We start from the raw sequence: 15,099 nt of genomic DNA, 5'->3' as shown, positions 1-15,099 counted from the left end.
ACCTCCGTCATGATCCAACCCGCGGCAGCCGCGCCGCCGCCCACGATCACGCGCGCTCAGCGAACGCTACTCGGAGGACGATCGCGAGGCAACCGGGGCGGTCGGCCAGTCGTCAGGGATCACGCGATGATCGACGGCCAGGAGGCCGCGTGGTGGCGGGCGACGTCGATGTCGAAGGCGATGACGTCGATCGCGTCGACGGTCGCCGCGCGAGCTGGTCGGCGCTGCGCGTCGGCGACCTCGACGCCGACGAGCAGCTCAGAGGCGGTGATCGCGGCGATCGCGATGTCGGCGTCGTCGGGGTCCGAAGTCGATCACCACGTTGATGCCGAGATCGAGGACGCGCAGCCCAATCTCGATCAGGCGTCTGCCGGCCGTAGAGCGCTTTGACCCATTCGTCCTTGGTGAGCCGCATGCCCCGCGCTCGGCTTCTATGCGTCGAGCGGCCGTCGTCTTGCCGGTCCCCGGCAGTCCTACGGTCAAGAACGGCGTCGGTCGCCTCACCGTCATCCCGGGTCACACGGCATTGAACAGGTTGCCCACGCGCGAGCCGACAACCCGCGTCAAGACGGGTGCCGAGTCCGTCGCGAAGGAGCACTGTCCCTTCTCGTCCGTTGCGACAGCCGGGGCCGGTCACCGGCGCCGGGCCAGCGTGCCGGAACCGTCGAGGAGCGCATCTTTGCGGGCGCCGTCGAGCCGGTTGTCCCGCTGCGTCGATGGGAGAAGGATCTGCCATATCGCTCGGCGTCGGGTCAGTCTGGGATTCCCACGACGTGGAGGTCCCGAAGCGCGGGGCGCGAACTAGGCTGCGTGTCCGAGCATGCCGTGTTGCGCACGTCGTCGCCGCCAACGCAGGCGACCGCGTGATCGGCGGAGCTCGGGCCGTGACGCCGCGTAAGCTGCGGCCCGTGCGCGCGTCCACCCTTCCGGTTGTGCTCGCACTCGGCGCGGTGCTGGCCGGCTGCTCGAGCGGCCGTGCGCAGACGGCCGCTCCCGCCGGGAAACCGTCGCACCGGGCCGCTGCTGCCGAGGCGTCGGCGAGTCCCACGCCTCGCCCGTCCCTTGTGCGGGTGTCGATCTCCCCCAGCCGTGGCGGCGTCGACGTGCGGCCGGATCGCGGGATCATCGTGCGGGCAACCGGTGGCACGCTTGCGAAGGTCACCGTGCGCAGCGGCGGAGACGCGGTGGCTGGAACGCTGAACGCGGCCAAGACCGTCTGGCGCAGCCGGTGGGCGCTCGGCGTCTCCCGGTCCTACCGCGTCACCGCGACGGCCACCGGGCCGGACGGCCGGCACGTCACACGCCGCCGCGCCTTTCGGACCCTGACGCCCAAGCGCACGTTCGCGCCGCGCACGATCCTGGTCAACGACGGTACCTACGGCGTAGGGATGCCGCTGATCTTCTACTTCGACGAGCCGGTGACCAATCGCAAGGCGGTAGAGCGGTCGCTGGAGATCCGGACGTCGCGACGCGTTGTCGGATCGTGGTTCTGGGATGACTCGTGCGGCATCGTGCCGCTGTGTCTGTACTTCCGACCACGGCGGTACTGGCGCCCGCACACGCGTGTGCGCTTCACCGCACACGTCAACGGAGTGCAAGCCGCGCCGGGCGTCTTCGGCGCCCGGGATCTCAGCGGGACGATCCGCATCGGCCGATCGTTGAAGGTCTTCGCCAGCACCGCCAAACATTCCATGACCGTGTATCGCGACGGCAAGCGCTACGCCCGCTGGCCGATCAGCACGGGACGGCCGGGCGACGATACGCCCAACGGCACCTACCTCTCGATCGAGAAGGGCAACCCGGTCCGGATGATCGGCGAGGACTACGACATGCAGGTCCCCTACGCCGTGCGGATCACTTGGAGCGGCGTCTACCTGCACGCCGCGTCGTGGTCGGTGGGCTCGCAGGGGTCGACCAACGTGTCGCACGGCTGCATCAACATGTCGCCCGAAGCCGCCGCCAGCTACTACGCGATGTCCATCCCCGGCGACCCGGTCACCGTCACCGGTAGCTCGCGCGCAGGCACGTTCGATAACGGCTGGACTATGTGGTTCAAGTCCTGGAAGCAGTGGCGGCGCGGCAGCGCTCTGCACCGGGTCGTCCGTGCCGGCCCGGACGGCAGCAGCTTCGAAAGCTACTCGACGTAGAACCGCCGGGCGCAGCTGGCCACCACGCGTTCTCGCGCTCGTCCGATAGCGACGAGACATGGAGTAGTTCGCGCCTCAGCGAGCGGCGACGGCCGCAAGTCCTTCCAATCGCTCGAGCGACCGGGCGTTCGCCAGCGGTCCGGCTACCCAGACATAACCGGACATTCCGAGGCTGCGCAGGCGGTCGCGCGCCCCGAACGTCGGAACGGTCCCCAAAGAAACGAGAAATCGAACGAGGCCCCCGCGGCCGGCCAACTGCCCATGGCCTGCTGCACATCGATTTTCCCTGCCATCCACTTCGGATACGCCTCCGGGTCCTCCAGCACCGCCCAGACCGACTCTGGAGCAACATCGACGGCACGCTGAAAAGACGCCACGTAGTCGCAGTACCCGCAGATCAGGTTCGACGTCTACTGTCGCGAGAAGGGATGGCTGGACCCGATGGGCTTCCTCGATCGGCGCGAGACCGACGTGGACGACGCGTCGGCACACCGCAGCGGTGCGCGGCTCGTTCTCTGCGCTGCTCGGCGACGAGGATGACCTGGACGGCCGCAACGCGCTGAACCAGCGCGTCGCGGCCGCCGGCGATCACGGTGTCGTGGTCGACAGCGTGAGGGTCAGCGTCTTGCTGTAGGTACCGGTGCGCAGTGCGTCGGTCGCATTGATCAGCTGGCTGAAGTTGAGCGTGACCGGGTCGTTGGATACCGGGCCGTTCCACGTCAGCAGGGTCAGTGGCGAGGCCGAGGAGCCGACGTCGGCGTACGTCGTGCCGGTGTTGGCGGCGTTGCGGGCCCGGGTCTGGAGCGGCTCGGGCAGTGAGAAGGCGCCGTTGACCAGGTGGCCGTTGGCGACTGAACTCGGGTCGGCGATGCTCAGCGTCGCGTCGCCGGCGGTGCTGATGACGTTGGCGGTCGTCGAGGACTCGTAGGTGTTCGTCGCGCCGGGCGTGAACGGGCCGAAGGTCGCGGGAGTCCCGAGCGTGAGCGCAAGCGTCGCCGGGACGGTGCCGCCGGCGTCGTCGTAGGCACGGGTGACGTTATCGGTCCCGAAGCTGAAGACCGTGGTGCTCTTGTACGTCTCCCCGGGGCGCAGGACTGTCGAGGGGAAGTCCGGGCGGTTGGGCGAATCCGGGAAGTGCTGGGTCTCGAGCGCCACCCCGTTGCCGTTGTTCGAGTAGAACTGGATCCCCGGCTGATCGGTGGAGACCGTCAGCTTGCGGCCGCTGGCCGGATCGCGCAGCGTGGCTGCCTCGACCAGGCTGGTGCTATCGCCGGGAAGCCGGTTGAGCACCCAGTTGTGGTCGTAGCCGCGGAAGTTCGCGTTGATCCGCTCGCCGATCGAGTGGACGTCGCGGAAGTCCATCGGAGTGCCGGCCACCGGGTCAAGCGCGCCGGTCGGGATCGAGGTGCTGTCGATCGGTGTGTAGCGGTCGGCGTTGAGCTTGAGCTGGTAATTGTTGGTCGTTCCCGACCCTGCGCCGCCGAGGATCCAGTAGGAGTGGTTGGTGAGGTTGAGAACGGTCGGCGCGTCGGTCGTCGCCGAGTAGTCGATCCGCAGGTTGTCGCGGGCGTCCAGCGAGTACACGACGGTGACGGGCACGGTGCCCGGGAAGCCCGTCGAGCAGGGCGGGTTACTGGTTCGACCGGGCGTGCACCCCTCGCCGGCGGGCGACGTGTACGTCAGCTTGACGCCGACCGAATCCGGCGTCTGGACCGGCGTGGCCGCCCACACCTTGGTGTTGAAGCCGCTGTAGCCGCCGTGGAGGGTGTTCGGGTTGTTGTTGATGTCCAGCGAGTACTGCGTGCCGTCGAGCGTGAAGCGGCCCTTGGCGATGCGGTTGGCGTAGCGCCCGGCGATCGAGCCCCGGTAATCGCCGTTCCTCGTGTAGTTGGCGATAGCGGCAAAGTTGAGCGCGACGTTGGCCACCTGCCCGCTCCGGTCGGGCACGTTGACGGCCTGCACGATCGCGCCGTAGGTGATGATCGAGACCGACATGTTGCGGTTGGCGAGCGTGTAGCGGTCGATCGGCTGGGTGCCGACCGTGCCGAAGCTCGCCTTCGTGATCGACAAGTCTCCCGCCCCGGGATCTTGGGCCGCCGCAGGCGCGGCCATCACCCCCGTGAGCAGCACGACGGCTACGCCGCAACTCAGTGCACGCATAATTTCTCCTCTCGCCCAACTAAACCGAGCTGGAAGAGTTAGTGCTCACACGCACCGCTGTCAAGGCCCACGGATGTGGTGGGTGACCGTCGCTCAGGGCTCGCCGTAGAGCACGGTGGCGCAGCATGAGGGGGGCAGCCCTCGGGAAAGGTCTCGGTGACGACCCGCTTAGTCCCCACCGAGACCGCCGCCTCGGTGTGCGCCGGAACGACACGTAGCGCCGGTCGCCACCCTCGAGGTCGACGCGCCAGAGTCGCCACGGTCCGCGCCGCTGTCGGAGGTCAGCTCTTCGGCGTTGGACACGCGCTCGCGAAACTGCTGACGCGCGAAGCTCTCGAACACGCTGACCACCGACTTGAGCACGTCGACCGCGAGGCGCTCGAACACGCCCGCCCGCAGGGCGCTCGCGCTCGTCCTCTTCGATCCGGTCTTCCGCTGCCGGCATGTCCCGTGAGGCTGGATCAGTTCCAGCCCGATGTCGGTCGTTGGCCGCAGCCCACACACCGGGCAGAACGTCGCCGCGCTGTAGACGGCATGCCGGTTCGCATACGACGAGCAGGTGTGATCACGCGCCGGTCCGGTCCTCGACAGTCTCGGGCCGCGCGCGGATCGGCGGCGGCGTGCTTGGCGTCTAGGTGATGGTCACCGTCGAGTTGCGTGACCGCGGCCGACTGGACCGCCCGAAGGTGTTCCCGAGGATGTCGCCGAGCAGGTCGTGGGCGTACTGTTCGGCGAGGCCTTCCAGGGTTGCCATCGCGCGTTCGCGCTGCGCGGCGGTCATGAACTCGCTCGGCTCGTCGCATGGCCCGCAGTACCGAAGAACCCGTCCTCTTCGACCGGGAGCGAGACGCTGCCGGTGAAGCCATCCCCGTTCCGCTCGATGTCTCCGACTCCGTCCGGTATCTGGTTCTGCCAGGCTCACCCGAGCGAGTGAAGCACCTCGACAGGACAGGATCTGGCGCGCTCAAGAGTTCGAATCCGCGTGGTGCGGAGCGCTCGTCGCCGCCCCGTGGGACGCGCACCGGTGGGTTCCCGTGACGGGACCGGAGGGGACGCAGTGTGCTCCTCTTGTGGATTTCCGAGTCTCTGGGACTCCTCCTCCGTGATGATCGCTAGCGGGGCGGGATTACGCGGTGGTCGACCGCGGGGAGATCGTCGAACGCCTGCGCGTCGGTTGTGATCAGCACGCGGCGCGTTGCGCGCGCGGTTGCTGCGATCTGGAGGTCGTGCGCTCCCCGCGGGCGGCCCGTGCGGCGCGCGTGAGCCAGTAGGGCGGCGTGGTGGCGGGCGACGTCGATGTCGAAGGCGATGACGTCGAACGTGGCGAGGATCGCGCCGACGGTGGCCTTGCGCGCCGGCTGGCGCTGGGCGTCGGCGAGTTCGACGCGGACCATCAGCTCAGACGCGGTGATCGCGGCGATCGCGATGTCCGCGTCGTCGGGGAGCAGGCTCTCGTCGATCTGGCGGCCGCGCTCGATCGCGATCAGCACGCCCGTGTCGACGATCAGTCGTTCCACGGGTCGGTGGTCGGGGCCTCGCCGGCGAAGCGGCGCAGATCCTCGAGGTCATCGGCCCAGCGGTCGTCGGGCGGGTGCTCGGCGAGGATGCGGCGCAGGTCAGCTCCGGTTCCGCGGCGGGCCGGGGCGATGGTCGCGACCACGCGGCCGCGGCGCACGACCGTGAACGTCTCGCCGCGGTGCTCGACCGCGTCGAGGAGGTCGGCGAAGCGCTTGGAAGCTTCGGTAGCGCTGATCTCGCTCACGAATCTGATTATCGGATTTAGGACGCCGAAGTTCAAGGGTCAGGCCAGGAACGCTCGGTCGAGGAAGGCGTCGAGGAGGGCGGCGGACTCGGACTCGTTGCCTGGGAAGAGGTGGCCGTAGAGGTCGAAGGTGACGGCGATGGAGCTGTGGCCCATGTAGCGGCAGAGGGCGTGGGCGTTGACGCCGGCCGCGATCGACATCGAGGCGTAGGTCGAACGGGTCAACGAACGGGTGGCCGGATCCGTGGTCGAACCCCCACGAGCGCCGACGCGCCACTCCCACGGGACAGTCCACCCCGGATTCGGCCGGATTCGACCGGACCCAGCCGGGTCACATCGTGCCCGCAGAGCCAAAAGGCCCTGCAAACGGCGATCTAACTAGATGTAGTACATCGTCGCGCCCGCGGCCTGGTTCTCGCGGTCGACGACGTCGAGGATGGTCGTCTTGGCGAGGACGGCGCGGGCTGCGGCGGCGGCTTCGGCGAAGATGCCTTCGGCTTCGGCGCCGAGGCGGCCGTCGAGGAGCTCGACGACCTCGAGCACGGTCACCTCGCCCGGTTCGCGGGCGAAGGCGTAGCCGCCCTTGACGCCGCGTTGGGAGCGGAGGATGCCTGCGCGGCGGAGGACGGCGAAGAGCTGCTCGAGGAACTGGACCGGGACGTCGCGGCGGCGGGCGAGCTCGCCGATCGGGACCGGGCCGGCGCCGCCGGTGCGGGCGAGTTCGGCCAGCGCGCGGATCGCGTAGGGCGATTTGGTCGTGATCGAGAGCACGGGCCAATCCTGACATGCGACCCGGCGCGCGAGCGCGCGAGGCCGCGACGAAGGACTAGAGCCAGCCGCGTTCCGTCGCGTGCAACACGGCCTGGGCGCGGTCGACGGCGCCGAGCTTGCCGTAGATGTTGTGGAGGTGGGTGCGGACCGTGCTGGTGCTCAACGAGAGCTCGAGCGCGATCTGCTTGTAGACCATGCCCTGGGCGAGGCGCTTGAGGACGTCCAGCTCGCGGGTGGAGAGCGGGCAGGGCTCGACGGCGCGCGGGCGGTCGTTGGACGGGTACGGCAGGTCGTAGAGCACGGCGCGGAGCTCGCTGGGGCCGAAGCCGACGGTGCGGGCCGCACGCAGGAGCTCGGTGGAGCTCACGGGCGAGCCCTGGGAGTAGTGGGCGAGCATGTCGGCCAGGCGGACGAAGGCCGCGTCGCCCTGGGCGTCGTCGGAGTGATGGCGCTCGATGGCGGAAGCCACCGCGTTCGGGAGGTTCCAGCGGCGAGCCAACACGCCGCCGACCAGCGCGTGGTCGACGCCGAGCTCGCGACGCTCGTAGTGCAGGCGCTCCTCGGGCGTGCGGGCGGGCCCGTGGACCTGCTTCGGGTAGCCCGGGTAGGCGTGCATGAGCACGAGCTTGCCGACGTCGTGCAGGAGGGCGGTGACGAGCAGACGATCGCGGTAGGCGTAGCCGGCGGCCGACGCGAGGCGGTCGGCGGCGCGCTGGACGGCGACGGCGTGCAGGCGGAAGCGCTCGGGGGCGGCGTCCCAGGTCTTGCCCCGCTCGAAGAACTCGAAGGTCTCGGCGTTGGCGGCGAGGCGCTGGACGGCCTCGGGCGAGAGCACTTCGACGGAGCCGACGACCGACTCGACCTGGCCGCGACGCGGGGAGTCGAGGCCGTTGGCCAGACGCATGACGGAGATGACGAGCGCGACGTCGGACTCGATCGCGCGGACGACGTCGGCGGTCGACGGCTTGTCCTCGGAGATGAGGGCAAGCAGGCGGTTCCGCGACTCGGCGAGCGCCGGGAAGACCTCGAGGGCCTCGAACGCAGCGGTCAGTCGCTTGCCGTGACCCTCATTACGAGGACGGCCGACGACGGCGTACGGCGCGTCGCCGCGGGGGCGGGGCCGGACGGCGGCCGGTGCGGTTGCGGTGCTCATGAGTGAGTCATCGGCCGCAGCGAGTGGTTCTGGAGTTTGGCCAGGCGTCATCACAAAGTCACCTTGACCCTGTATCGGCACCGCTGGACCAATGGTTGAGGCCCCCGCCATTTACCCCTCCTATCCCGCCGACTACGCCTCAAGCGCGCGCCCCACTCTGCCGAGTGTCTCATCGCGCCCCAGCAGCGCGACGGTCTCGAAGATACCGGGTGAGACGGTCGTTCCTGTCAATGCAACGCGTAGAGGCTGGAAGAGTTGCTTCGGTTTGCGCTCCGTCCGCTCGGCGACGCCGCGCAGCGCCTCCTCGACACTCCCCTCGGTCCAGGGCTCCGCCAGCTCCACGAGCGCGTCGCGCACGTCCGCCAAGGCCTCCTTGGACTCGCGCGGCTCGAGGAACTTCTCGCGCGCCTTGGGGTCGTCCACCGGCCCGTCGTAGAAGGACGCGGCGAGCTTCCAGAACTCGTCGAGCGTGGAGATCTTCTCCTGGGTGATCGCGACCGCGCCGGCCAGACCCGTCCGACCCGTGAAGTCCTCGAGCCGGTGCGTGAGATCGTCCTGCGAGAGCTCGCGCACGTAGCGGCCGTTGATCCACCGCAGCTTCTGCTCGTCGAAGACCGCCGGGTTCTTCGAGACGCGCTCGAGCGAGAACAGCTGCTGGAGCTCCTCGATGCTGAAGAACGTCGTCGTCTCGTCGTAGCCCCAGCCCAGGAGCGCGAGGTAGTTGATCACCGCCTCGCGTAGATACCCCGAATTGCGCAGATCTTGAACCGAAGCTGCGCCGTGTCGCTTCGAAAGCTTCTTCCCATCCGGCCCATGGAGCAGCGGAAGGTGGGCGAACGTCGGCAGTTCCGCGCCCATCGCCTCGTAGATCCGGATGTGCTTGGGGGTGTTGGAGTAGTGGTCCGCCCCGCGCACGACGTGCGTGATCCCGGCGTCGTGGTCGTCGACGACCACCGCGAGGTGGTAGATCGGCGTCCCGTCCGCGCGGGCGATCACGAGATCGTCCTGGAGGACGTTCTCGAACGCGCTCTCGCCGCGGATCACGTCCCGGACCAGCGTCACGCCCTCGTCGGGCATCCGCAGGCGCACGGCGCCCGTGCCCTCGTCGGAGCCGCGGAAGCCGCGATTGCCATTGGCCTCCTTGAAGGCCTTGACCTCCTCCGCGCCGGCGGTGGATCGATAGGCCTGCCCGGAGTCGAGCAGCTGCTGAACGACCTCGGCATGCCGGGGCGCGTTGGACGTCTGGTAGATCGGCCCCTCGTCCCAGTCGATGCCGAGCCATTCGAGGCTGTCGAAGATCAGCTGGACGTTCTCAGCCGTGGAACGTTCGCGATCGGTGTCCTCGATCCGCAGGACGAGCTCGCCGCCCGAGCCCCGCGCGAGAAGCCAGTTGTACAGTGCCGTCCTCGCGTTGCCGATGTGCAACGCGCCGGTCGGCGATGGAGGAAAACGCACCCGCATGGTTCACATCATCCTATGTTGATCGGCGCCCACGTCTCCCCCAGCGGCGGCCCGGCCAAGGCCGTGGAGCGGGGCGAGGAGCGCGGCTGCCGCTCGATCCAGATCTTCAATCAGAATCCGCGGCAGTGGAAGGGGCGCGTCTACCACGACGAAGAGGTCGCCGCGTTCCACGAGGCGATGGACGGCTCCAACGTTGAGCAGGTCGTGATCCATGCGGTCTATCTGCTCAATTGCGCGTCCGAGGACCCGGAGATTCGTGACAAGTCACTCACTGCTCTCACTGTGGCGTTGAACGCTGGAGCGCAGCTAAAGGCCACGGGCGTCGTCCTGCATCCGGGATCGGCGTTGAAAAACGGCGGTTCCGCGAAAGATGCGGTCAAACGCGCCGGCGTCGTGATCAAAGAGGCGCTGGCCGAGTCCGAGGAGTGCCCGCTGCTGCTCGAGGACACGGCCGGAGCGGGTGGGACGCTCGGGCGCTCCTTCGAGGAGCTCGCTGGGCTCCTGGAGGCCGCGGGCGGCCAGAAGCGCCTCGGCGTGTGCCTGGACTCGTGCCACCTGTTCGCCTCCGGCTACGACGTCCGCACGCGCGAGTCGCTGGCGGGCGTGATCGACGAGTTCGACAAGGTGGTCGGCTGCGAGCGCCTGCAGGCCCTGCACGTCAACGACTCGATGACCCCGCTGGGTTCGAACCGCGACCGCCACGTCAACCCGGGCGACGGCGAGATCGGGCTCGACGGGATGATCGCGTTCCTCTCGGAGGCGCGCTTCGAGGGCCTTCCGGCGATCCTGGAAGGCCCCGGGCGGTCCGGCAAGGAGATCGAGCCGGTCGACGTCGCGTGGGCGTATGACCTGCGCGCGCGCGGGCTGGCCGAGCGCCTCGGCAGCGCCTAAGCCCGCGAGGGTTCGCGCGTTAAGGTCGGATGATCGGGGTGGGGCGGAAGGGCTGCACCGCCTTCAACATCAGGCGGCCGCCGACACCGCCATCGCCGGGAGCAGGCCGTTGAGCTCGGCCTTGAACCCGGCGTCGCCGCCCTTGACCTTGTAGGCGTCACCGAACTTCAGCCGCCGCTCGCCCGTCCGGGTCTGCATGATCAGCACGAACTCCATGTCGCCCGGATAGCGCTCGAAGAGCTCGCGGAGGTCGTCGATCACCGTCGCCGGCAACTGGGCCGCGTTCACGCGGCGCTTGAAGGCGCTCGGGCGCTGCGCGGCGATCTTCGCCACCTGCGCCTTGGCCTTCTCGATCTCCGCGTCGGACGGGTCGAACTTGTCCACGTCCTGGACGATGATGCAGACCTTGCCGGCCTCTTTGTGATCCACGCGGCCGCGCACGAGCACGATCGCGTCGTCGGCGATCACGCCCTCGGCAGCGGCCAGCGCCTTCTCGAAGACCACGATCTCGACCGAGCCCTCGAGGTCGTCCAGCGTCGCGAACATCATCGTCGAGCCCGACCGCGTGCGGATCTTCTTGGACTCGGTGATCATGCCGCCGACCTTGACCCAGTCGCCGTCCTTCTGATCGATCACCTTGTCGGTCGAGCAATCCGACTTCATCCTCAGCGCCTCGCGGACCCGCTTGAGCGGGTGCTCGGAGATGAAGATGCCGATCGACTCCTTCTCCATCGCGAGCAGCTCGGTGCGGTCGAACTCCTCGATCGGGATCGGCGGGTAGGTGGGCGCGTTGAACGGCGAAGCGTTGTCGGCGGGACCGCTGTCGAACAGGTCGAAGATCGAGCCCTGACCCATCTGCGCGTCCTGCTGGGCGCGCTGGCCGGCCGCCTGCGCGGAGTCCAGCACCTCGAGCATGCCCTTGCGCGTCGCCCCCGTGGAGTCGAACGCGCCGCACTTGATCAGCGCTTCGATCGAGCGCTTGTTGACCGCCCGGCCGTCCACCCGCTCGCAGAACTCCCACAGCGACGTGAAGTCACCGTCCTCGGCGCGCGCGGTCTTGATCGCCTCGACCGCCGCGTAGCCGACGCCCTTCACGGCGTCCAGCCCGAAGCGGATGTTGCCCTCGACGACCATGAACTCGTGGTCTGAGAGGTTCACGTCCGGCGGCAGCAGCTCGATGCCCATCGACTCGGCCTGGTTGACGAAGAACGGGACCTTGTCCTTCGTGTCCATGACCGACGAGATCAGCGCCGCCATGTACTCGGCCGGGTAGTTGGCCTTCAGCCAGCCCGTCCGGTAGGAGATCAGCGCGTAACAGGCCGCGTGCGACTTGTTGAACGAGTAGTCGGCGGACTTCTCGTTGGTCGCCCACAGCGACTCCATCACGTCGCGCGCGACGCCGTTCTTCGTGCAGCCCTCGAAGAAGAGCGGCTGCAGCTCGGCCATCGCGGCACGGTTCTTCTTGCCGATCGCCTTGCGGAGGTCGTCGGCCTTCGGGCCGCTGAACCCTGCCAGCTGCTTGGCGATCTGCATCGCCTGCTCCTGGTAGAGGATCACGCCCTTGGTCGACTCGGTGATCGGGCGCAGCCGGTCGTCGATGTAGGTGATGTTCTCCGGGTTGCGCTTCCCGCGCGCGTACGCGGGGATCTGGTCCATGGCGCCCGGGCGGTAGAGCGCCACGAGCGCCACGAGGTCCTCGAACTCGGTCGGGTTGACCTTGCGCAGTGCCTCGCGCATGCCCTCGGACTCAAACTGGAACACGCCCACCGAGTCGCCCCGGGCCATCATCTCGTAGGTCTTCTTGTCGTCGAGCGGCAGCGTCGCCATGTCCGGCCGCTGGCCCGTCGAACGCCCGATGATGTCCAGCGCGTCCTCGATCACGTCGAGGTTGCGCAGGCCCAGGAAATCCATCTTCAGCAGGCCGATCTCCTCGATCGGCTTCATGCTGAACTGCGTGACCGTCCGGTAGACCTTCGCGCCGTCCTCGCCCGTGCCGGCGTCGGCCAGCTGCAGCGGCACGATGTCCGTCAGGTCGCGGTCGGAGATCACGACCGCGGCCGCGTGGATCGACGCGTTGCGCACGATCCCCTCCAGCCCCTGCGCGACGTCCACGATCTGCTTGGCGATCGGGTCCCGCGCGTACTCGTTCGCCAGGTCCTCCCCCGGCTGCAGGCAGTCGGCGAAGCTGGGCGAGCGGCCCATGATCGGGTCCGGGATCAGCTTCGCGAGCTTGTCCCCCGCGCCGTAGTCGTGCCCCAGCACGCGCGCGGCGTCGCGCGTCGCCGCGCGCGGGAACATCTTGCCGAAGGTGATGATCTGCGCCACGCGCTCGGTGCCGTACTTCTCCTTCACGTACTGCATGACGCGCTCGCGCCCGCGCACGGAGAAGTCGATATCGATATCCGGCATGGACACGCGCTCGGCGTTGAGGAAGCGCTCGAACAGCAGGTCGTAGCGCAGCGGGTCCACATCGGTGATGCGCAGCGAGTAGGCGATGATCGAGCCCGCCGCCGAGCCACGGCCCGGGCCCACGGCGACGCCGTTGTTCTTCGCCCAGTTGACGAAGTCCCAGACGATCAGGAAGTAGGCGTTGAAGCCCATCTTGTCGATGACGCCGAGCTCCATCTCCATGCGCTCGACGGCGTCCGCGGGCAGCGGGTCGCCGTAGCGCTCCTGCATGCCGGCGAGCACCAGGCTGCGCAGGTACTCCTTCTCCCCCAGCCCGTCCGGGCACGGGAAGGACGGGATCAGCTGCCCGCCCAGCGCGATCTCCACCTCGCACCGGTCGGCGATCTCGAGCGTCGACTCGATCGCGCCCGGGAACTCCTTGAACGACTCCACCATCTCGTCGGTGGACTTCAAATAGAACTCGTTCGTGGAGAACGACATCTTCGGCGCGGCCAGCGTCGACTTGGTCTGCACGCACAGCAGCGCCGCGTGGTGGTGGAAGTCCTCCTTGCGCAGGTAGTGGACGTCCGCCGTGCCGACGAGGCTCTGACCCGTCTCGGCCGCGAAGCGCTTCATCGCCTCGTTGACCTGGTCCTGCTCGGTCAGCCCGTTCTTCTGGACCTCGAGGTAGACGTCCTCCGGCCCGAAGATCTGGATCAGCTCGTCCAGGTGCTCGCGCGCCTCGTCGAGCTTGCCCTCCATGATCCGCTGGCTCGTCCGCGACGCCAGGCAGCCGGAGAGCGCGATGACGCCCTCCGAGTGCATCGAGAGCAGCTCCAGGTCCACGCCCGGCTTGCCGCGGTGCAGGCCCTCGAGGAAGCCCTTGCTCGAGAGCGTCGTGAGGTTCTTGAAGCCCTCGTTGTTGGCCGCCAGCAGCGTCAGGTGGTTGCGCTCGACCTTGCGGTCGCGCACATGGCGGTCGTCGACGAAGTAGGCCTCCAGGCCCAGCAACGGCTTGACGTTGTGCTTCTTGGCGGCCTTGTACAGCTCGACCGCGCCGTTCATGACGCCGTGGTCGGTCAGGCCGATCGCCGGTTGATCGAAGGCGGCCGCGCGCTCGGCGAGCTTGCCGATATTGCACGCGCCGTCGAGCAGCGAGTACTCGGAGTGGACGTGCAGGTGGGCGACGGTCGTGGAGCTCATCGGGGTGGGAACCTTAGGCGTCGCGGCGGACGCCACCCGCGGATCCCGCGCCCGCTCCCTGCAAAATGCGTGGGCATGTTGGGCGTACGGCGTGTCGTCAACGCGTGTGGGATCTATACGGACCTCGGTGGGTCCGTGCTGTCGGAGCGGGTGTGGGCGGCGGCGGGCGCCGCCAACCGGGTCTGGATGTCGATGCCGGAGCTGCTCGACGCCTCGGGGATGCGGATCGCGTCCGTGTGCGGCGCGCCGGCCGCGCGGGTGGTCCCGGGGGCGTCGGCGGGGATCGCGCTGAGCGTGGGGGCGTCGATCGCCCGCGGGAACGGCCGGGTCGGCGAGGCGCTCCCGCTGGTCGACGCGGTCGTCCTGATGCAGCGCGGGCATGAATACAAGTACGCCCGCTGCGCGGGGTTGGCGGGGGCGCGAGTGGAGTTCGTGGACGAGATCGAGGCGGCGCTGGCCCGCGGCGGCGCGTGTGCGGTGCTGCATCCGGCGCATCTGGACGAGGTCGCGGTGGGGATCGACGTCGTCGCGCCGTTGGCGCGGCTCGCCCGCGTCCCGGTCGTCATCGACGCCGCGTACCTGAGCTACCCGTTGTCCGCGCTGCGACGTTGGTCAACGGCCGGTGACGTGGCGTGTTTCTCGGCCAAGTACTTCTGGGGACCGAACGGCGGTGGGTTCGTGGCGGGCTCTGAAGCGCTGGTGGCGGACGTCGCCGCGCTCGACTTCACCGAGTACGAGAGCGGCGAGTGGCGCACGTTCGGGCGGGCGTTCAAGCTCGACCGCGCGTGTGTCGTCGCCACGGTCGCGGCGTTGGAGGACTGGGCCGCGATGGATCACGAGGCGCGGCTCGCCGGCTACGCGTCGCTGGCGGGGCAGCTGGCGTCCAGGTGTGCGGCGTTGGACGGCGCGCGCGTTTCGCTCGGGGCGTTCACGCTGGACGAGCGCTGGGTGGGCGACGGCCCGGTCAACGCCTTGTTGTTGCGCGGGCGCGATGCCGTTGCGCTGTGCGACGGATTGGCGCGCCGGGATCCCAGCGTGCGGGCGATGGTCCTCGACGGCGCGGTGATGTTCTGCACCGAGGCGCTCCGTGCCGAGGAGCTGGACGAGATCGGCGACGCGGTGGGCGCGATCTGGCCGACCCTGGCCGATGGTTGAGCCTTTGA

13 protein-coding genes are annotated in these 15,099 nt (G+C 68.8%); 4 read left to right on the top strand and 9 right to left on the bottom strand.

Annotated elements, in window-relative coordinates:
- Nucleotides 1-180: 180 nt before the first annotated feature.
- Both G569_RS63550 and G569_RS56385 read left to right on the top strand, forming a co-directional pair.
- A complete protein-coding gene (locus tag G569_RS63550; RefSeq protein ID WP_157592695.1) occupies nt 181-390 on the top strand; it encodes a hypothetical protein in 210 nt (69 codons plus the stop codon).
- A gap of 518 nt (nt 391-908) precedes the next feature.
- Nucleotides 909-2,147, top strand: coding sequence for a L,D-transpeptidase (locus G569_RS56385; RefSeq protein WP_169542376.1), 1,239 nt, complete (start codon nt 909-911; stop codon nt 2,145-2,147).
- 588 nt (nt 2,148-2,735) lie between these two features.
- On the opposite strand, the gene G569_RS56380 is transcribed toward G569_RS56385, so the two are convergent.
- The 8 genes from G569_RS56380 to gltX all read right to left on the bottom strand — a co-directional run bounded on the left by G569_RS56380 (nt 2,736) and on the right by gltX (nt 9,454).
- Nucleotides 2,736-4,307: an aldose epimerase family protein gene (locus tag G569_RS56380; RefSeq protein WP_084286320.1), complete on the bottom strand. Its 1,572-nt coding sequence runs from the start codon at nt 4,305-4,307 to the stop codon at nt 2,736-2,738.
- Between the two features lie 631 nt (nt 4,308-4,938).
- Nucleotides 4,939-5,088 carry a hypothetical protein gene (locus tag G569_RS63545; protein WP_157592694.1) on the bottom strand — a complete coding sequence of 50 codons (150 nt, stop codon included), beginning with the start codon at nt 5,086-5,088 and terminating at the stop codon, nt 4,939-4,941.
- A 331-nt stretch (nt 5,089-5,419) separates the two neighbouring features.
- On the bottom strand, nt 5,420-5,824 hold the full coding sequence (locus tag G569_RS0142445) for a PIN domain-containing protein (RefSeq protein ID WP_028067908.1): 405 nt from the start codon (nt 5,822-5,824) through the stop codon (nt 5,420-5,422).
- On the bottom strand, nt 5,812-6,069 hold the full coding sequence (locus tag G569_RS56370; protein WP_053227819.1) for a type II toxin-antitoxin system Phd/YefM family antitoxin: 258 nt from the start codon (nt 6,067-6,069) through the stop codon (nt 5,812-5,814). Before G569_RS56370 ends, G569_RS0142445 begins: the two co-directional genes overlap by 13 nt.
- 39 nt (nt 6,070-6,108) lie before the next feature.
- Complete coding sequence (locus tag G569_RS60285) at nt 6,109-6,270, bottom strand: hypothetical protein (protein WP_157592693.1); 162 nt, start codon at nt 6,268-6,270, stop codon at nt 6,109-6,111.
- Nucleotides 6,271-6,447: 177 nt separating this feature from the next.
- The gene (locus G569_RS0142430; protein ID WP_028067906.1) at nt 6,448-6,840 is read right to left on the bottom strand and encodes an RrF2 family transcriptional regulator; all 393 of its coding nucleotides are present in this window, start codon (nt 6,838-6,840) and stop codon (nt 6,448-6,450) included.
- Between the two features lie 55 nt (nt 6,841-6,895).
- Nucleotides 6,896-7,993, bottom strand: a complete 1,098-nt coding sequence (locus G569_RS56360; protein WP_053227818.1) for an HDOD domain-containing protein — start codon at nt 7,991-7,993, stop codon at nt 6,896-6,898.
- Between the two features lie 132 nt (nt 7,994-8,125).
- Nucleotides 8,126-9,454 (bottom strand): glutamate--tRNA ligase, encoded by a 1,329-nt coding sequence (gene gltX, locus G569_RS0142420; protein ID WP_028067905.1) that lies wholly within the window; start codon nt 9,452-9,454, stop codon nt 8,126-8,128.
- Between the two features lie 15 nt (nt 9,455-9,469).
- On the opposite strand from gltX, the gene G569_RS0142415 reads away from it, so the two are divergent.
- Entirely contained in the window at nt 9,470-10,345 is an 876-nt protein-coding gene (locus tag G569_RS0142415) for a deoxyribonuclease IV (protein WP_028067904.1), read from the top strand.
- Nucleotides 10,346-10,414: 69 nt separating this feature from the next.
- On the opposite strand, the gene dnaE is transcribed toward G569_RS0142415, so the two are convergent.
- Entirely contained in the window at nt 10,415-13,936 is a 3,522-nt protein-coding gene (gene dnaE / locus G569_RS0142410) for a DNA polymerase III subunit alpha (RefSeq protein ID WP_028067903.1), read from the bottom strand.
- A gap of 75 nt (nt 13,937-14,011) precedes the next feature.
- Between dnaE and G569_RS0142405 the strand changes: the two genes are divergently transcribed.
- On the top strand, nt 14,012-15,091 hold the full coding sequence (locus G569_RS0142405; RefSeq protein WP_157592692.1) for a hypothetical protein: 1,080 nt from the start codon (nt 14,012-14,014) through the stop codon (nt 15,089-15,091).
- Nucleotides 15,092-15,099 lie beyond the last annotated feature (8 nt).

This window comes from Solirubrobacter soli DSM 22325 (genome assembly GCF_000423665.1).
Taxonomy (GTDB): domain Bacteria; phylum Actinomycetota; class Thermoleophilia; order Solirubrobacterales; family Solirubrobacteraceae; genus Solirubrobacter; species Solirubrobacter soli.
The sequence above is the reverse complement of the archived record's forward strand: the minus strand, read 5'-3'. Positions and strand labels throughout refer to the sequence as shown.

Coding starts and splice junctions, on each gene's coding strand:
- G569_RS63550 (WP_157592695.1), top strand. CDS start 181: ATGACGTCGATCGCGTCGACGGTCGCCGCGCGAGCTGGTCGGCGCTGC.
- G569_RS56380 (WP_084286320.1), bottom strand. CDS start 4,307: ATGCGTGCACTGAGTTGCGGCGTAGCCGTCGTGCTGCTCACGGGGGTG.
- G569_RS63545 (WP_157592694.1), bottom strand. CDS start 5,088: ATGACCGCCGCGCAGCGCGAACGCGCGATGGCAACCCTGGAAGGCCTC.
- G569_RS60285 (WP_157592693.1), bottom strand. CDS start 6,270: ATGTCGATCGCGGCCGGCGTCAACGCCCACGCCCTCTGCCGCTACATG.
- G569_RS56360 (WP_053227818.1), bottom strand. CDS start 7,993: ATGAGCACCGCAACCGCACCGGCCGCCGTCCGGCCCCGCCCCCGCGGC.
- gltX (WP_028067905.1), bottom strand. CDS start 9,454: ATGCGGGTGCGTTTTCCTCCATCGCCGACCGGCGCGTTGCACATCGGC.
- G569_RS0142415 (WP_028067904.1), top strand. CDS start 9,470: ATGTTGATCGGCGCCCACGTCTCCCCCAGCGGCGGCCCGGCCAAGGCC.
- dnaE (WP_028067903.1), bottom strand. CDS start 13,936: ATGAGCTCCACGACCGTCGCCCACCTGCACGTCCACTCCGAGTACTCG.
- G569_RS0142405 (WP_157592692.1), top strand. CDS start 14,012: ATGTTGGGCGTACGGCGTGTCGTCAACGCGTGTGGGATCTATACGGAC.